Consider the following 17,236-nt stretch of genomic DNA (forward strand, 5'->3'; position numbering starts at 1 on the left):
CAACGGCCAGACCTGTTTCATCGGCAGCCGGATCCTCGCGCCCCGCACCCGGTACGACGAGGTCGTCGAGGTGTTCGCGGCATTCGTCGGCTCCTTGAAGGTCGGCAACGCGCTCGACCCGGCCTCCCAGATCGGGCCGCTCGCCACCGCCCGGCAGCGGGAGCGGGTGGAGGGCTACATCGCCAAGGGCCGTGGCGAGGGCGCCCGCCTGGTGACCGGCGGTGGCCGGCCCGCAGGTCTCGACCGGGGCTGGTTCGTCGAGCCGACGGTCTTCGCCGACGTGGACAACAACCACACCATCGCCCAGGAGGAGATCTTCGGGCCGGTGCTGTCGGTGATCCCCTATGGCGACACCGACGAGGCCGTACGCATCGCCAACGACTCCGACTACGGCCTCGGCGGCACCGTATGGACGGCCGATCCCGACCGCGGTGCGCAGGTCGCCCGGCGTATCCACACCGGCACCATCGGCGTCAACGGCTATCTGCCCGACACCGCGGCGCCCTTCGGCGGGGTCCGGGCCAGCGGCCTCGGGCGCGAACTCGGCCCCGAAGGACTGGCCGCCTATCAGCAGCTCAAGTCGATATACCTCTGACCGCACCACAGGACAGACAAGACAGGAAGAAGAGCCATGGGACAGCTCGACGGAAAGACCGCGGTGGTGACAGGCGCGGCGAGAGGCATCGGCCTCGCGGCCGCCAGACAACTGGACGCCGCCGGCGCCCGGGTCGTCGTACTCGACCGCGACGGGTCCGGCGCGAAGGACTGCGCCCGCGGACTGCGGGACGGCCGGGCAGTGGAGGCCGACATCTCGGACTACGGCTCGGTCGCCGAGGCGCTCGCGGACGTTTCGCGGATCGACGTCCTGGTGAATAACGCCGGCTGGGACTTCGTGCAGCCGTTCGTGGACAACGATCCCGCTCTCTGGGACAAGCTCATCGGGATCAATCTGCGCGGCCTGTTCAACATGTGTCACATCGCCCTGCCGAAGATGTCCGCAGGCGGCCGGATCGTCAATGTCGCCTCGGACTCGGCCCGGGTCGGGTCGCCCGGGGAGGCCGTGTACTCGGCGACGAAGGGTGGGGTCATCGCGTTCACCAAGTCGCTGGCCCTCGAAGTGGCCGGGATCCCCATGAGTGTCAACTGTGTCAGCCCCGGCCTGACCGACACCCCGCTCCACGCGGAGTCCGGTTTCGATGTGGCCCCCATCGTGGACGTCACACCGATGCGCAGGATGGCGACCAGCGACGAAGTCGCCGAAGCAGTGCTCTTCTTCGCCTCCGGGCCCGAGTTCGTCACCGGGCAGATCCTGAGCGTCTCGGGCGGCATCACGATGGCGGGCTGACCTGGACCGGCTCGCATTCGGGGCCGGTCGACCTGTTCGAGGCAGGCAGGCGATCGGCTCGGGGCAAGGAACGCAGGGACCGACGCTGTACCGAGGATGGGGAGTGCGGCGATGACCGTCACGCCGCCGGTTCGGTCCGGCACGGCGATGTCTCGACTTCGAGATCTCCACCGGGACGCCGACGCCCGTCGTGAGCCTTCACGCTCCCGCCCGGCTGCGGTTCAGCGCGGCACATCACTCGCGGGCAGCTCCCCGGTGCGGGCCGAGCATGGTGGCGACAACCGTATGTACGAGTGCGGTGACCTGGTCGGGCCCGCCCGGGGAGAGCTTGCCGTCCAGGAGCAGCGATCCCAGACCGTGAACGAGGGACCAACAGCCGACCATGAACGCCTCCCGCTGCTCCGCGGGAACGACTTCGGGCAACCGGGCGGCGATCACCGCGGTGGTCTCGGCGGCCGCGGCGGCGGTGTCGGGGTGGGTGCTGCACGGATGGCCGTACATGAACCGGAACAGGCCCGGGTGGTCGATGGCGTAGCGGACGTAAGCCTGCGCCAGCGCCTCGAATGCGTCGCCGGGGGCCGCTGCGGCCTCGGCGCTGATCATGAGGGCTTTCAGTTCCTGGAAGCCACGGGTGGCCAATGCGGCCAGCAGGGCCCCCTTGTCCGGGTAGTGGCGATAGGGAGCGTTGGACGACACGCCGGCGCGGCGGGCGACGGCCCGCAGCGACAACGTGGCTTCGTCGCCGCCGCCCTCTTCGAGCAGTTCGAGCGCGGCGTCGAGGCACGCCGAGCGCAGGTCGCCGTGGTGGTAGCCGTCGACTCTGCCCAATGTTGACATTGCGCACTTCCCTTCCCTAATGTGCACAGCGTACACATCGGAGGGTGGCGGTGCCGCCCCGATCGCACGGGACGGACCCGCATGAACACCCTGTTCGAACCGCTGCCGCTGGCCAACGGATCAACGCTGCCCAACCGGGTGGCCAAGGCCGCCATGGAGGAGGGCTTCGCCGAAGCGGGGCAACTCCCGGGCAAGCGCCTCATCGAGCTCTACCGCCGCTGGAGCACAGGCGGCTCCGGCCTGGTCATCACCGGGAACGTGATGGTCGACGCCCGCGCCCTGACCGGACCCGGCGCGGTTGTGCTCGACGCGCACTCGCCACTGGAACCGTTCCAGCGCTGGGCCGCCGCCGCCAAGTCCGGCGGTGCGCAGGTCTGGATGCAGCTCAACCACCCCGGCCGCCAAGTGACGGCCGACATGCCCGGCGTGGCCTGGTCCGCGTCGGGCGTCGCGCTGGATGTCGGCAAGCACTCCAAGCGGTTCGCCAAGCCCGTTGAGATGACCGCGGACGACATCGCCGCCACCATCGCGCGGTTCGCCGAGACCGCCCGCCGGGCCGAAGAGGCGGGATTCGACGGAGCGGAGATCCACGCGGCGCACGGCTACCTGCTGTCCCAGTTCCTGTCCCCGCTCGCCAACCGGCGCACCGACCGGTGGGGCGGCAGCCTGGAGAACCGCGCGCGGCTGCTGACCGAGGTGATCAACGCTGTCCGCGCGGTCGTCTCGCCCGGCTTCGCGGTCGCGGTCAAGCACAACTCGGCGGACTTCCAGCGCGGGGGCTTCGACACCGCCGACGCGAAAGAAGTGCTGGCCATGCTGGGCGAACTACGAGTCGACCTGGTCGAACTCTCCGGCGGAAGCTTCGAAAGTCCCGCCATGCAAGGAGTCACGGCCGATGCCCGCACCCTGGCCAGGGAAGCCTACTTCCTCAGCTTCGCCGAAGAACTCCTCAGCTCTGCGCCCATGCCCCTCATGCTCACCGGCGGCATCACCCGCCGCGCGGTCGCCGAACGCGTACTGGCGAGCGGTGTGACGGTGGTCGGTATGGCCACCGCATTGGCACTGCGACCCGACCTGCCGCACCGCTGGCAGACCGGCGAGGACCCCGTCGTCGCCGCGCAGCCGGTCGCCTGGAAGGACAAGGCCCTTGCCGCAGGAGCGAGCAACGCCCTCGTGCGCCATCAGCTGGGGCGACTGGCCTCAGGCCTCGACGCCAACCAGCCCTCACCGCTGCTGACATTCGTCCTGGACCAGCGCCGCAGGGCCAAGACGCTCCGCCGCTATCGCGCCTGGTTGACCACGCGCACCACCACGTCGGCACCCACTGCCGCCTAAGCGGACCACCGTGCCCCGCGCCACCGAAGTCACTTCACCGAGGCACCTCGCTTCACGAGAGTCCATGCACCGGCTCCACGGGGCTGGACGCCGGTGGCGGCGCCCGGAAGACGCGACAGCCCCAGCCCCAGCCCCGCAGGGCCCATAGGCCACCAATAGGAAACCTCCATGCATCTCACTATTCTGGGCGCCACAGGCCCCTCCGGCCGGCCACTCCTCGACCAGGCGCTGGACGCCGGGCACCACGTCACCGCCCTGGTGCGCGACCCGGCACGCCTGCGACCGGAGCGGCGGCACGAGCGCCTGAAGGTCGAAGTCGGCGACGCCACCAGCACCGAGGACCTCATCCGCGCCATGACCGGCAGCGAAGCCGTGCTGTCCGCCCTCGGGCCGGCCAAGGACTTCAAGTCAGACCTCGCCGGCCGCGTCATCCGCGCCCTGCTCCCCGCAGCGCGCACCTCCGGCGTGAACCGTGTCGTGCTGCTGTCAGCCCTCGGCGTGGGTGACAGCATCCGGTACACCGGGATCGTCCCGAAGCTTGTCATCAACCTACTGATGAAGGAGCTCTTCGCCGACAAAGCCGAAGCCGACGCCGTCCTGCGCTCCAGCTCCCTTGACTGGACACTGGTTTACCCGTCCATCCTCACCAACGGGCCTCGCACCGGCAAGTACACCGCGGTGGAGACCCCACGCCGCAAGGTGAGCACCCGCATCAGCCGCGAAGACCTGGCCGAGTTCATGCTCCAGCAGGTGAACAGTACGGAGTGGTCACGCCGCACCGCCATCCTCACCGACTGACGAGAAACCCGTGACTCCTCCCCCGGCTGACTGAAGCTGAAGCCGGGGGCTTCTCGCTATGCCGGGGTGGCGTCGCGACGGACCAGCCCGGCCCATGGAGTTCTCGACGCCCCCGTGATCCCGTTGGAAGACCGTGCCTGCCTCCACTTCATCACCGACCCCGCCCGCTCCTGATCAGCTTCGGGACCAGTCGTCGGCCGGACGCGAGGAAGACTCCGGCCCGCTGAAGCGCCTCGCCGAAGTCCCCGAGCCGCGTGATCCCCGCGAGGTGCGGCACTCCCTCGCCCTCATCCACGTCCTCGCGCTGGCCGCGACCGCCGTGCCGATTGGCGCGGCCTCACTGTTGGCGATCGGCGGGTGAGCCGCCGATGCCGCTCACGACGTACTCCTCGCGCTGGGAGCCCGACCCGATGCGCTGAGCGCGTGTCACCAGGCCCCCGGCGAGGCGACCATCCGCCGGGGGCCTGGTCCGAATCGGTCAGGCCGCGCAGGCCGGCGCTCGAACGCTCTTGCCGAAGCCCCTCGGGACTGGAGTCGCCCTGGTCTGATGGACGCGGGCGTGCGTGCGTACCTTGCCGCGGAACAGGTGAGGCCGGCGAACCCGTCGGCGTCGTAGAGAGGCTCGCACTCGGGGCGTCCTGACCGCGGATGCAGGAATGGCGGTACGCAAGACTCCGCGCCGGGGCGAAACGCACCGGCGCGGGCCGCCGTTGGAGGGGCATCGGGCAAGGATGCGGAGCCGAGCCCGGTGCCGCAGGTCACTCGAAGCGGCATGGGCGACCGCGGGCACACCAGTCGCCTCGATTCCGTAGTTCACCCCGCCCCGCACGACGGCGTGGATCTGCGGAGGCAGCGGTTCCTGCCCCGCCAGGACGGTGTGGGTCGCGCCGAGTTCGGACGCCGGCGCGAGGCGGGACTCGTCCCTGTCGACGGCGATGACCGTGGTGCATCCGGCGACCTGCGCGGCCAGGATCGCAGCCATGCCGACCGCGCCCGGCCTCATCGATGAGGCGTTTCCGCGATTTGGCGCTCCGCTCGGACTGCCTACGTCGCCCCTCCACGCCGCACAGGCTAAGGGCAGGCCACAACCACTGCCATTTTATAAACATATATGAATAGGGTAATCTCTGGATGCGGTTCGGCAGCCCGACTCGATTGGTGGATCCGCCCATGACTCCCCAACAGCACCGCATCGCGCTCATCCCGGGTGACGGCATCGGAACTGAGGTCATCCCGGCTGCCCGCCAGGTCCTGGACGCCGTGGGCCATCGGCATGGCATCGGCTTCCACTACGAGGAGTTCGACTGGTCCTGCGAACGCCACCTCCGCGAGGGCGCGATGATGCCGGACGACGGGCTGGACCAGCTGCACGACCACGATGCCATCCTGCTCGGCGCGGTCGGCTACCCCGGCGTTCCGGACCATGTGTCCCTGTGGGGGTTGCTCATTCCCATTCGCCGCAAGTTCCGGCAGTACGTCAACCTCCGCCCGATTCGCGTGTTCGAGGGCGTGGAGAGCCCGCTGCGCGGCGCCGTACCCGGCGAGGTCGACTTCGTCGTCGTACGGGAGAACTCCGAGGGCGAGTACAGCGAGCTCGGCGGGCGGATGAACCGTGGCCTGCCTGCGGAGATGGCCGTCCAAGAGTCGGTCTTCACCCGTGCCGGAGTCACCCGCATCCTCGACTACGCCTTCGGCCTCGCCGAGCGGCGGCGCGGATATGTGACCTCGGCAACGAAGTCCAATGGCATCATCCACACCATGCCGTTCTGGGACCAGCTGGTGGCCGAGCGGGCCACCGCCCACCCCGGCGTCACCTGGGACCAGGAGCACATCGACGCGCTGGCCGCGAAGTTCGTGCTCCACCCCGAGCGGTTCGACGTGGTCGTTGCCTCCAACCTCTTCGGCGACATCCTCAGCGACCTGGCTGCCGCGGTCGCGGGCAGCATCGGTATCGCTCCGTCGGCGAACCTCAACCCCGAGCGCGAGTTCCCCTCGATGTTCGAGCCAGTGCACGGCTCCGCCCCTGACATCGCCGGCCAGGGCATCGCCAACCCGCTCGGGGCCATCTGGTCCGCCGCGCTGATGGTCGAGCACCTCGGCCACCCTCAGGCCGCCGCCGAGATCACCGGAGCCATTGCCGCCGTCCTGGCCAAGTCCAGGGTACGGACCCCGGATCTCGGCGGTACTGCCAGCACAAAGGAGTTCACCGAAAAGCTCATCGAACTGCTCTGAGGAGAGACGTTGTCAGGCATGCCGACAAAGGCGGACGTCGACCGGGACGTCGTCGTACGCCGACACCCCGCAACGGAGTCCGACTACAGCGAAGTACCCCTGCGGCTACGGGCCGTGGGGAACGACAACGCGGACCTCGCCCAGATCCCGGGCCGCTACCCGGCGCCGCCCGGCATCCCGGGAGCTGTCTCGTCGAAGCTCAAGGGCGGCGCCAAGTCACTGCAGCAAGCCGATCACCTTGGTGTGTCGCCCGGTCTTCACCGGCTCGTCGGCCTGCTCGAGGTACTTGTCGCCGTGGGCCTGGTCACCGGGCTCTGGCTGACGCCGCTGGGCGTGGCGGTGGCCGCGGGACTGGTCCTGCTCATGGCCGGCGCCCTGGTCGTGCACTCCCGGGCGAAGGATCCGTCCAAAGCGCTCGCACCGGCTGTCCTGTTCAGTCTGCTCGCCGCCGCCTACCTGGTGTTCCGCCTACTCAGCGCGTGATTGAGCCGACGAAGGAGTACCTCGTGGACGTGGAGCGCAAGAAGTGGGTGCTTCGGCACTACACGAAGGGATCGGACGTACTCGACGCGGAGGTCTTCGCTGAGGGCCTCAGCGAAGACGTCCGTATCGTCACCGGACAAGGCGAGGCTTCGGGCCTCGATGAGGCTCGTGCCGCACTCGAGCGGCTGCGTGCGGCGGGAGTCCTCGCGATGCGACACGACATCCAGGCTCTATGGGAACCCGAGCCGGGGGTAGTGGTCGTAGAGGCGACGGTCACCTACTCCCTTGACGTCGGCGCGCTGTCACCCCTGCCCGTCGTCACCATCTTCCGGTGGCGTGGGGCGGAGGTCTCCGATGTGCGCGTGTACATGGACAGCACCCCGCTGCTCCAGGCCGCGACGGCACGGAGGACATTCAAGACCCCATGAACGAGTGGAGAACCGCTGCTTCTCCTCGCATTCACGCCAACTTGAATGGGGAAGCGGGGCAACGGGATGGCTGATTCCAACGAACCCGACGACAACGACGTACTGAGCCCGGACGTCCCCATGCAGCTGCAGATATACCGGCAGCTACGCGCCGACATCCTGGACGGGCTCTGGGTCGGCCGCAACGACTTCCCGGGCGAGCGGGAACTCGCCGAGCGATTCGGTGTCAGCGCCATCACCTCCTGTGGTGCTCTGGAACGCCTCCACGACGAGCGGCTGGTGGACCGCGGGCGGGGCCGCCGGACCAAGGCGTCCCATGTGCCGTCCCCGGACGGCACGGAGGGCGGGCTGCCCCTGTTCCACCCGGAGGAGCAGGACACCGAGTACGGCTACCGGCTGCTCCGCGCAGGCATGGCGGTCGTACCCGCCGAAGCCGCCCGTTTCTTCGAGTTGCCTCCGGGGAGCGAACTGTGGGAGTGCGCTCGACCGCGGGTGTACAAGGACCAGCCTCACGTCGTCATGCACAATGTGCAGCGCCCTGAGACCGGGACACTGCACAAGCTGGAGGCGCTGCAGACCAGGCCGATGATGTCGATCGTCACATCGGAAGGCCTCGGCGTCGCCACCGTCCGAAGGCGGATCCGCGCCACGAATCCGCCCCCCCAAAGTCTCCCGTCATCTGGGCCTGGATCTGGATACGCCTGTGCCCATGACCGTCCTCACTCTGCACCGCGCCGACGGGACGCTGATCGAATGGGTCAGAACCTACGTCCACCCCGAACCAGCCCTGACAGCGGAACCACCGGAACCACGCCCGAGAACGGGGGCCGTGGTGTCCGCCCCCGCTCCGCGCCCACGGCTTCGGAATCGAACCGGCAGTCCGCCGAAGTCCACCACGCCTTCAGCGAGTCGCATGGCGCTTCGGGCTGATTGCCCCCTCCTCGGTGGCTCGCTTCAAGCCCGGTCAGGGCTGGGAGACGCGCAGGACCGGCTTGATCGCGAGACCCTTCTGGGCGTCGGCGAATGCCTCGTTGATGTCCTCGAAGTCGTAGAAGCGGATCAGCCGGTCGAACGGGAACGTGCCTTCCCGGTACATCGCGATGAGCTTGGGGATGAAGGTGTGGGGGACGGCGTCGCCCTGGATGATGCCCCGTACCGTACTGCCCAGGGTCAGCCGTGAGCCGTCGATGGGCGCGTTCGAGCCGGGAGGCGAGTTGAGCAGTCCGACGGTGCCCATCGGGGCCAGGGAGGCGGTGGCGTGTCCGAGCATGTCCGGGTGGCCCGTGTTCTCCAGGACGTAGTCCACACCGCGGCCGGTGATCCGCCGGATCTCCTCGGACACGTCGGCCTCCCGGCCGTTGACGACATGGGTGGCTCCGAGTTCCGCGGCCAGTTCGAGGCGCTCGGCGTTGATGTCGACGGCGATGATCGTGGCCGCGCCCGCGACACGGGCCGCCATGACGGCGGACAGGCCGACGGCACCGGAGCCGAAGACCGCGACGGACGAGCCCGCCTCCACCTCGAAGGTGGTCAGGATGGACGCGGCTCCGGTCTGCAGACCGCAGCCGAGCGGGCCGAGCAGCTCCAGCGGCACGTCGTCCGGGACCTTGACCGCGTTGCGTTCGGTGACCAGCGCGTGGGTCGCGAAGGAGGACTGGCCGAAGAAGCGCCCGCCCACCTCTCCGCCGCCCGGCACCCCGTCCGGGCGGTGCACACCGGTCGTGCCGTCCGCGCGCCGTCCGGCGAAGTTCACCTCGCCCGCGAGGTCGCAGTACGCGGGGTGCCCGCTGAGACAGGTGCCGCACCGGCCGCAGGACTGGTACGACAGGACCACGTGGTCGCCGGGGACCAGCGACGTGACCGTACTCCCCACCGCTTCCACAACGCCCGCGCCCTCGTGTCCCGGTACCACCGGCAGGGGTGTCGGCAGGTTCTGGTGCTGCACATGTGCGTCGGTCTGGCAGACCCCGGTCGCCACGATCCTGACCAGGACCTCGTCCGGACGGGGCTCGTCGAGTTCGAGCTCTTCCAGAATGAACGGCTTGTCCTTCTCCTCGACGACGGCTGCGCGAATCCGCATGGCGGCCCTTCCTCTCGTCGGTCCGAGCCCGGGGCGCCCCGCGGGGTGCCCCTGCCGGTTTCGACCGACGTTAGAAACCGCGAGGAATTCGTCGCATCGGTGAATTCCACATCGTGCATGTCCTCGTGGACCTCGGCTGTGCTGCTCAGCCGCCCCGGAGGACGATGCCGGCGAGCTGGGTGCGCGAATGGACGCCGAGCTTCGCGTAGATCTTCGTGAGGTGCGATTCGACGGTACGACGGCTTACGTACAGCTGGGCCGCGATCTCCGCGTTGGGGGCGCCCTCGGCGGCCAGCCGGGCGATGTGCGCCTCCTGCGGAGTGAGGGTGTTCAGATCGACGTCGGACGACCGCCGACGGGCGTGCGCTCCCGTCGCTTCGAGTTCGGCGCGGGCCCGCTCGGCGAAGGCCGCAGCGCCCATGGAGACAAACAACTCGTGGGCCGTACGCAACTGTTCCCGCGCCTCACGGCGCTGCCGGGCGCGGCGCAGCCACTCGCCGTAGAGGTGGTGGGCACGGGCGAGATGCACCGCGGCGCGGGTCCTCCGCAGGTGGTCGATCGCGGTTCGATGGAGCTGTTCGGCCTCCGCACCGGTGGCGAACAGGGCTCGGGAGCGTGCCTCGATTCCGAGGGCGTACGGGGTCCCGCTGGACAGCGTCGTCAGCGAGAGCAGGTCCGCCGCCTTGGCGGCCGTCTCCCGCTCATCGCTGCGCATGGCGGACTCGACAAGATCGGGCAGTGCGCTCGTGGCGACGAAGGAAGGGGGCCCGTCCATGGCGAACCGAAGGTGCTCCATCGCTGCGGGATAGTGGCCGAGTCCGAGTTCCAGTACGCCGAGCCCGTGCGCGGCGACATCGGCCAGCGGACCGAGCCGGTGCGTCGCCGCGTGCCGCGCGATGGCACCTGCGAGCGAGCGGGTACGCTCCTCGTCACCCCGCAGCGCGGCGACCATGGGTTCGCCCGGCGCCACCTCACCGATGATTCCCGGGTCGTCGATGATCCGGCGGATGTCGTGCAGCTCTTCGTGCAGGGCCTCCGCAAGCGCGATCCGGCCGCCCACGATCTCGGACACCGCCACGGCGTTCAGCGCGAGCGGCAGCATCGTCAGGCCGCCGAGCATCCGGGTGATGTGCAGATGGCGCCTTGAGACCACGTCCAGTGTGTCGTCCTCCCACAGCTGGACAGCCGCGTATGTGGCCATCTCCATGACGGGCCCGGCCTCTTCGGGTCCCAGCGCGTGGATGGCCCGGCGGAGCACCGGGACGGCCGCGTCGGGGCCGTCGATGAAGCCGGTGGCGAATGCGTCGAGGAACAGTTCCGTGGCCGTCGGCCTCGGTGACCGTGCGGACGACCGGGCCCTGCGCGCCGCCGCCATCAGATCGCCCTGCGGCCCGTAACGGCCTGTGTACATCACGGCCTGGAAGGACAGCAGCTGTGCCCATGCCGCACGCGGGACATCCAGCGGTTCGAACACCCGGGCCGACTCCGCCAGTACCGGAGCAGCCCGCGCCGCCTCACCGCGGGCCATCTCGACGACGCCGCGCAGCAGCAGGGCCTGTGCCCGGTTGTGGCCGTCCACACAGGTCCGGTCCTCGGCCTGTTCGAGGAGTTGGGCACCCGCGTCGACGCCGCCAGCGGTGATCTGGGCCTCGGCGGCGGCCAGGTAGCGGGCAGCCCGGCGGTGCGGGTCGGAGGTGAGACGGGCCGCACGGTTCAGATACGCGCTTGCCGTGGAGAGGCCACCGCGGCGGCGTGCCCGGTCCGCCGAGGCTTCCAACTCGTCGGCCACCGCGTTGTCGGGACCGGTCACGGCGGCGGCGCGATGCCAGGCCCGGCGGTCCGGATCCGCTGCGGGATCGGTCGCCTCCGCCAAGGCGTACCGTGCCTGGCGGCGTTGCTCCGAGCGGGCGGCGCCGTACACCGCCGAGCGCAGCAGTGGATGCCGGAAGCTCAGGCCGTCCGTGAGGCTCACCAGGCCGAGCGCCTCCGCGGGAGCCGCGGTCTCAGGGCCGATGCCCAGGCTCGCGGCCGCCCGCAGGACGAGGCCGGGGTCGCCGGTGGGGTCGGCGGCGGCGAGCAGCAAGAACGTCTGGGTACCGGACGGCAGAGTCCGGACCCGTTTGAGGAATGCCTGTTCCAGCCGCTCCCCGATGGGCAACGCCTCAGGCAGTGTCGCCCGGCCGGTGAGCTGGTCCGGGGCCAGGTGCGCCGCAAGCTCCAGCAGGGCGAGCGGGTTGCCCCCGGTGTCGGCGATGAGGCGCTCCTGTACCCGCTTCTCCGTGGTGCCGGCGGCCGCGGACTCCAGAAGTTCGCGGGCGGCGTCCGGATCCAGCCCGTTGACCACGTGCTCGGCGAGTCCGTCGAACGGCAGCGGGCGGTCGGTCGGCTCACGGACCGCGAACAACAGTCCGATGGCGTCGGCCTGCCCCCTGCGGGCGACGAAAGCGAGGACTTCCGCCGACTCCCGGTCGAGCCATTGTGCGTCGTCGACGACGCACAGCAGCGGGGTCGCCGATGCGGTGTTGGACAGCAGCGTGAATACGGCCAGACCGACCAGGAGTCGTCCGGTCGACCGTGACGCGCCCAGCCCCAGGACCGCCTCCAGCGCGTCCCGTTGCGGATCGGGCAAGCTCCCGAGCTGCTCGAGGTACGGCGCGACTAGCTGGTGGACCCCGGCGTAGGCGAGGGTCATCTCGGACTCCACTCCCGTGGCCCGGGCGATCCGCATGTCGGCCGCGGTCTGTGCGGCGTACCCCAGCAGGGCGGTCTTGCCGACGCCCGGCACACCTCTCAGTACGAGTGCCCTGCTCTCACCCGTCTGTACGGCTGCCAGTACCGAGTTGATCAGTAAGAGCTCGGGAGAGCGCCCGATGAGCGACATTGCAGCAGCCTACCGCCGTGCCGAGGTATGTGGAATCTACCGACGCGAGCGGAGCCGACGACTTCCTAGCGTCGTACGCATCCGATGCAAGGAGAGCCGATATGCACTTGATCGACGGCGATTGGACTGGCTCGGACGTCATGAGTACGTCCTACAACCCAGCCACCGGGGAAGCCCTCGGGCAGTACGCCGACGGCGGAGCGGCCGAGGCCCAGGCCGCGGTCGCGGCGGCGCGGCGCGCCTTCGACACCACCTCCTGGCCCCGTGACCGCGCGCTGCGCGCCCGCGCACTGCTGGAACTGGCCGACCGGTTCGAAGCCCGCGCGGGAGAGCTCGCGCAGATGCTCACCAAGGAGAACGGCAAGACCGCCTTCGAGGCGGGCGCGGAGGCGGGCAGCCTTTCCGCCACCCTGCGGCACAACGCGGCCCAGGCCGTCACGGATGTCGGAGCCGCCGCCGAAGCGGCACCGGGCGTCTACTTCAACACCCTGCTGGAACCCATCGGGGTCGCGGGAATCATCGTTCCCTGGAACTCCCCGCTGGCGCTGCTCATCCGCTCGCTCGCCCCGGCGCTGGCCGCGGGCTGCACCGTGGCCGTGAAGCTGCCGGGACAGACCGCCCTCACCAACAAGCTGATCGCGGAGATCGTCGCCGAGACCCCGTCCCTGCCCAAGGGTGTCGTCAACATCTTCACCGAGTCCGGGAACACCGGCGCCCCCTTCCTCGTCGAGTCCCCCGATGTCGACTTGATCAGCTATACCGGCAGCACCAAGGTCGGCCGCCAGATCGCCGCCACCGGAGCGGCCACGCTCAAGCGGATGGGCCTCGAACTCGGCGGCAAGAGTCCGATGGTGGTGTTCGACGTCGCCGACCTGGACTCCACCGTGCCGCTGCTGGTTGCCGCCATCACCATGTTCACCGGCCAGTTCTGCATGGCGGGTTCCCGGGTGCTGGTGCAGCGCGGTGTCGCCGACGAGATACGTGAGCGCCTGCGGCAGATGCTCTCCCAGGTCGCGGTCGGCCCCGGTGACGATCCCTCGACCCAGATGGGCCCGCTGATCGACAAGGCGGCCGTGGAACGTGTCGACGCGTTCGTCGAGGAGGCCAGCGCCTACGCAAAGGTGATCGTGCGCGGCGGCCCCGTCACCGAAGGTCCCCTCGCGGCGGGCGCGTTCTTCCGCCCCGCGATGCTGGAGACCGACGACCTCGACGTGCCCCTCGTCCAGCAGGAGGTCTTCGCCCCCGTGCTCTGCTTCGAGGTCTTCGACGACGAGGCCGACGCGCTCCGCCGTGCCAACGCCACCGAGTTCGGCCTGGCCGCCGCCGTCTTCACCCGCGACACCGACCGCGCCCGCCGCGTCGGCCGCGAAATCAAGGCCGGCACCGTGTGGACCAACTGCTGGATGGTGCTCAACGACGCCTTCGAGGAAGGCGGCTTCAAGCAGAGCGGCATGGGCCGGCTACGGGGCACCCGCGGCATCGCCGAATTCCAGGAAGTCAAGACCTACGTCCAGGTCGCCCCGGCTCAGGCCGGCTGAGAGGAGATACACAAACATGGCTGTCGACAAGCTGCCCGTAGGACGTCCGATCGCCGCCCCGGCGCTGCCGAAGATCTCGATCGAGGAGCATCTCTCCGATCCGGCCAACACGAGTACGGACTACTCGTTCATGGCCCGGGCCGGTGCGGTGAGCCTGGAGTTCGCGGAGACGGTGATGCGCCGGATGCGCGACGTGCAATCGACCCGCATCGAGGAGATGGACGAGGCGGGCATCGAGGTCCAGGTCCTGTCGCTCACCACGCCGGGCAGCGAGGGCATCCGGGACGCCGCCGAATCGGTGAAGGCGGCCCAGCGGGTGAACGACTACATCGCGGAGCAGGTCCGTGAAGGGGCCGGGCGGTTCCAGGGCCTGGCCACCGTTCCCCTGCAGGACACCGACGCGGCCATCGCCGAACTCCGGCGCGCGGTGCAGGACCTGGACCTGCGGGGCGTCATGGTGAGCGGATTCGTCGACATCGGTGACGACGAGGCGTCGCACTACCTTGACGAGGATCGCTTCGACGCCTTCTGGGAGGCCCTCGCCGAGCTCAATGTGCCCCTTTACCTGCACCCGAGGCCCTCTGTTGACGTCGTGCGGCAGAAGCTCTACCAGGGCCGCGAAGAACTCGCGGGCGCCACCTGGGGGTTCGCGTCGGAGACCGCCACCCACGCGCTCCGGATCGCGTACGGGGGCGTCTTCGACCGTCATCCCAAGGCACAGCTGATTCTCGGCCACATGGGCGAGACGATCGGCTTCTTCTCCTGGCGCATCCAGCGGGCCTTCGAGTACAACCCGGGCAGCGCCAGGCCCGAGAAGCGCCTGCAGGACTACCTGTCGGAGAACTTCTGGTTCACCACCAGCGGTGCCTTCAACGACCAGGCGCTGATCAACTCGATTCTGACCGTGGGCGCCGACCGCATCCTCTTCGCCGTCGACTACCCGTTCGAGATGTCCCCGGACGGTGCCCGTTGGATCGAGACGGCGCCGATCAGTGAGAACGACCGCCGGAAGATCGCCTACGGCAACTCGGCCAAATTGTTCGGCATCAAGTCGGTGTAAACGACTGCCGCACGCGCTGGGTGCGTGGCGCAAACGGCCACGCACCCAGCCATTCACCCACATCGACAGAGTGCAATAATTTCGATAATTCATTGATTCGTCGATGAAACCATGCCACTCTGATCGAACACAGTGCTGGTGGGCGCGGGTGCGTCGTCACATCCCGCCGGTCGTCGGCAGACCTCGTCGGCGAACCGGGGGTCCCGCGCCTCCGGCGTTGCCCAAGGAGAGTTTCGTGACCCTGCATCGATTGACCTCGATCACCGTTGGCGTGCCGAACCTGGAGGAAACGGCGGCCTACTACACCGAGTTCGGCCTGACGCCGAGTTCGACTTCGTCGCCCGACGGCGAAGTCCGGTTCTCGACGCGAGAGGGCGGGGAGCAGCTGCGGCTCGTGCGGGCCCCGCGCCGGCGCTTGCTGCAGATCTCCGTCGGCGCGCACGACCCCGACGACCTCGGCCGGGTCGCGTCGAGCCTGGCCCGGCTGGACGTTCCGGTGGTGCGGGACGGCGCCTCGCTCCGCGCGCAGGATCCGAACTCCGAGCTGGAAGTGGTCGTCGAGATCGCGCCGGAGATCGCCCAGGAGCCCGCCCCGCAGGTTCCCACCAATGGGCCGGGCAGGCCGGACCGGGCGAACGGCCGCGCCCCGGGAGTGGAACGGGAGAACCGGATCCAGCCCCGCAAGCTGGGGCATCTGGTGATCGGCTCCGTGGACCAGGAGGCCACCCAGCGATTCTTCACCGAGGGCCTGGGCTTCAAGATCAGCGATCGGGTGCCGGGACTGGCGAGCTTCATGCGCTGCTCGACCGACCACCACAATGTGCTGGTCCAGCAGTCACCGCTGAATTTCCTGCATCACACCGCCTGGGAGGTCGACGACGTCGACGAGGTGGGCCGCGGTGCCACGGCGATGCTGGAGCAGCATCCGGAGCGGCATGTGTGGGGCCTGGGCCGGCACCACATCGGCTCGAACTTCTTCTGGTACCTCAAGGACCCGGCCGGCAACTTCTCCGAGTACTACAGCGACCTGGACTGCATCGTCGAGGACGCGTTGTGGGACCCGGCGGTGGTCGAGGGCTCCCGGGGTCTGTACAACTGGGGCCCGCCGCCGCCTCCGTCGTTCATCCAGCCCGAGGACCTGGCCGCGCTCATGACCGGCTCGCACAGTCCGGGCTGACCATCGCAGGCGGGGTGTGGCACGCGGAAGCACCACAGTGCCGCACCCCGCCACCAGTACGTTCCGGTGCCGGCCTGGCACCGTCACCATCTGAAGGGGTTCTGAACATGCGTGTCGGACGAGTGCGTGGCCGACTGGCCGTCCTGACCGGGGACCGGGCGATCGATGTCGCGCGGGTCAGCGACGGGCGGTTCCCGTCCGACCCGGATCTGGCGTTCGACCGCTGGGACGAGCTGATCGAGTGGGCCGGCGCCCAGGGAACGGGCGACGCCGAGCCGTACACGGCTGACGACCTGGGGGCTCCGGTGCTCCGCCCGGCACAGATCTTCGCGGTCGGCATGAACTACGGCTCGCACGCGGCCGAGGTCGGCCTCACCACCGTGCCTTCCGGGCCTGCGGTGTTCACGAAGTTCGCCACCTGCCTCACTGGCCCGTACGACACGGTGGCACTGCCCAGCACGGGCGTGGACTGGGAGACCGAGTTGGTGGCCGTCATCGGGCGTCGGGCTGAGCGAGTCTCGCAGAACGACGCCTGGTCCCACGTCGCCGGGCTCATGGTCGGCCAGGACCTGTCCGAGCGCACGATTCAACTCGCGGGCCCGGCACCCCAGTTCTCCCTCGGCAAGTCCTTCCCCGGGTTCGGTCCCATCGGCCCCGCGATCGTGACCACGGATGAGCTGGCCAACCCTGACGACCTGGAACTGACCTGCTCGGTGGAGAACGAAGTCCTGCAGAAGGGCCGTACAGGGGACATGATCTTCTCGGTGTCCGAACTGATCGCCCGTATCTCCGCGGTGTGTCCCCTGCTGCCCGGCGACCTGATCTTCACTGGCACCCCTGCGGGGGTGGGCAACGCCCGGACCCCCAAGCTGTTCCTGGCTCCGGGCACCACGCTCGTCAGCTCGATCGAGGGGATCGGTGAGCTTCGCAACCGGCTCGTCGCCGGGCCGGACTACCCGCGTCTGGAGGTATGAGCGCCTCCTCTCGGAGTCCACCGAATCGGCTGCCGGACCGGGTGGCCGGCCCAGGTGGTGGCTGTGGA

The 17,236-nt window shown here is 69.4% G+C and carries 17 protein-coding genes; 13 read left to right on the top strand and 4 right to left on the bottom strand.

The features are described from left to right. Positions 1-595: aldehyde dehydrogenase family protein (locus KVT44_RS49365; RefSeq protein ID WP_217574999.1), on the top strand; the 595-nt coding region annotated here is incomplete at its 5' end. Between the two features lie 36 nt (positions 596-631). Then, positions 632-1,345: an SDR family NAD(P)-dependent oxidoreductase gene (locus KVT44_RS49370; RefSeq protein WP_217575001.1), complete on the top strand. Its 714-nt coding sequence runs from the start codon at positions 632-634 to the stop codon at positions 1,343-1,345. A gap of 234 nt (positions 1,346-1,579) precedes the next feature. Here the strand turns inward: KVT44_RS49370 and KVT44_RS49375 are convergent, their stop codons facing one another. Then, positions 1,580-2,182 carry a TetR/AcrR family transcriptional regulator gene (locus KVT44_RS49375; RefSeq protein WP_217575003.1) on the bottom strand — a complete coding sequence of 201 codons (603 nt, stop codon included), beginning with the start codon at positions 2,180-2,182 and terminating at the stop codon, positions 1,580-1,582. Between the two features lie 81 nt (positions 2,183-2,263). Here KVT44_RS49375 and KVT44_RS49380 point away from each other — a divergent pair, with 81 nt between their 5' ends. The 3 genes from KVT44_RS49380 (at position 2,264) to KVT44_RS49390 (ending at position 4,676) form a co-directional block, all read left to right on the top strand. After that, positions 2,264-3,517, top strand: coding sequence for an NADH:flavin oxidoreductase/NADH oxidase family protein (locus KVT44_RS49380; protein WP_217575005.1), 1,254 nt, complete (start codon positions 2,264-2,266; stop codon positions 3,515-3,517). A gap of 168 nt (positions 3,518-3,685) precedes the next feature. After that, complete coding sequence (locus KVT44_RS49385) at positions 3,686-4,315, top strand: NAD(P)-dependent oxidoreductase (RefSeq protein WP_217575007.1); 630 nt, start codon at positions 3,686-3,688, stop codon at positions 4,313-4,315. A 133-nt stretch (positions 4,316-4,448) separates the two neighbouring features. Further along, positions 4,449-4,676, top strand: coding sequence for a transposase family protein (locus KVT44_RS49390; RefSeq protein WP_217575009.1), 228 nt, complete (start codon positions 4,449-4,451; stop codon positions 4,674-4,676). Positions 4,677-4,793: 117 nt separating this feature from the next. On the opposite strand, the gene KVT44_RS49395 is transcribed toward KVT44_RS49390, so the two are convergent. Next, complete coding sequence (locus KVT44_RS49395) at positions 4,794-5,318, bottom strand: zinc-binding dehydrogenase (RefSeq protein ID WP_217575011.1); 525 nt, start codon at positions 5,316-5,318, stop codon at positions 4,794-4,796. Positions 5,319-5,485: 167 nt separating this feature from the next. Between KVT44_RS49395 and KVT44_RS49400 the strand changes: the two genes are divergently transcribed. From KVT44_RS49400 to KVT44_RS49415, 4 genes are all read left to right on the top strand, one after another. Then, entirely contained in the window at positions 5,486-6,547 is a 1,062-nt protein-coding gene (locus KVT44_RS49400; RefSeq protein ID WP_217575013.1) for a tartrate dehydrogenase, read from the top strand. 18 nt (positions 6,548-6,565) lie between these two features. Then, positions 6,566-7,030, top strand: a complete 465-nt coding sequence (locus KVT44_RS49405; RefSeq protein ID WP_217575015.1) for a DoxX family protein — start codon at positions 6,566-6,568, stop codon at positions 7,028-7,030. Beyond that, positions 7,027-7,458, top strand: coding sequence for a nuclear transport factor 2 family protein (locus tag KVT44_RS49410; protein ID WP_217575017.1), 432 nt, complete (start codon positions 7,027-7,029; stop codon positions 7,456-7,458). The genes KVT44_RS49405 and KVT44_RS49410 overlap by 4 nt, the downstream gene beginning before the upstream one ends. Positions 7,459-7,524: 66 nt before the next feature. Further along, positions 7,525-8,388, top strand: coding sequence for a GntR family transcriptional regulator (locus tag KVT44_RS49415; RefSeq protein ID WP_217575019.1), 864 nt, complete (start codon positions 7,525-7,527; stop codon positions 8,386-8,388). Positions 8,389-8,422: 34 nt separating this feature from the next. On the opposite strand, the gene KVT44_RS49420 is transcribed toward KVT44_RS49415, so the two are convergent. Both KVT44_RS49420 and KVT44_RS49425 read right to left on the bottom strand, forming a co-directional pair. Beyond that, positions 8,423-9,538, bottom strand: a complete 1,116-nt coding sequence (locus KVT44_RS49420; protein ID WP_217575021.1) for an NAD(P)-dependent alcohol dehydrogenase — start codon at positions 9,536-9,538, stop codon at positions 8,423-8,425. Positions 9,539-9,683: 145 nt separating this feature from the next. Then, positions 9,684-12,419, bottom strand: coding sequence for an AAA family ATPase (locus tag KVT44_RS49425; RefSeq protein ID WP_217575022.1), 2,736 nt, complete (start codon positions 12,417-12,419; stop codon positions 9,684-9,686). A 101-nt stretch (positions 12,420-12,520) separates the two neighbouring features. On the opposite strand from KVT44_RS49425, the gene KVT44_RS49430 reads away from it, so the two are divergent. The 4 genes from KVT44_RS49430 (at position 12,521) to KVT44_RS49445 (ending at position 17,168) form a co-directional block, all read left to right on the top strand. Then, positions 12,521-13,957: an aldehyde dehydrogenase family protein gene (locus tag KVT44_RS49430; RefSeq protein WP_217575023.1), complete on the top strand. Its 1,437-nt coding sequence runs from the start codon at positions 12,521-12,523 to the stop codon at positions 13,955-13,957. 16 nt (positions 13,958-13,973) lie between these two features. Then, positions 13,974-15,017 (top strand): amidohydrolase family protein, encoded by a 1,044-nt coding sequence (locus KVT44_RS49435; RefSeq protein ID WP_217575024.1) that lies wholly within the window; start codon positions 13,974-13,976, stop codon positions 15,015-15,017. 235 nt (positions 15,018-15,252) lie between these two features. Further along, positions 15,253-16,194 (top strand): VOC family protein, encoded by a 942-nt coding sequence (locus tag KVT44_RS49440; protein WP_217575025.1) that lies wholly within the window; start codon positions 15,253-15,255, stop codon positions 16,192-16,194. Positions 16,195-16,301: 107 nt separating this feature from the next. Continuing rightward, on the top strand, positions 16,302-17,168 hold the full coding sequence (locus tag KVT44_RS49445) for a fumarylacetoacetate hydrolase family protein (RefSeq protein WP_217575026.1): 867 nt from the start codon (positions 16,302-16,304) through the stop codon (positions 17,166-17,168). Positions 17,169-17,236: the final 68 nt, after the last annotated feature.

The organism is Streptomyces sp. GbtcB7, from assembly GCF_019091445.1.
Lineage (GTDB): Bacteria > Actinomycetota > Actinomycetes > Streptomycetales > Streptomycetaceae > Streptomyces > Streptomyces mirabilis.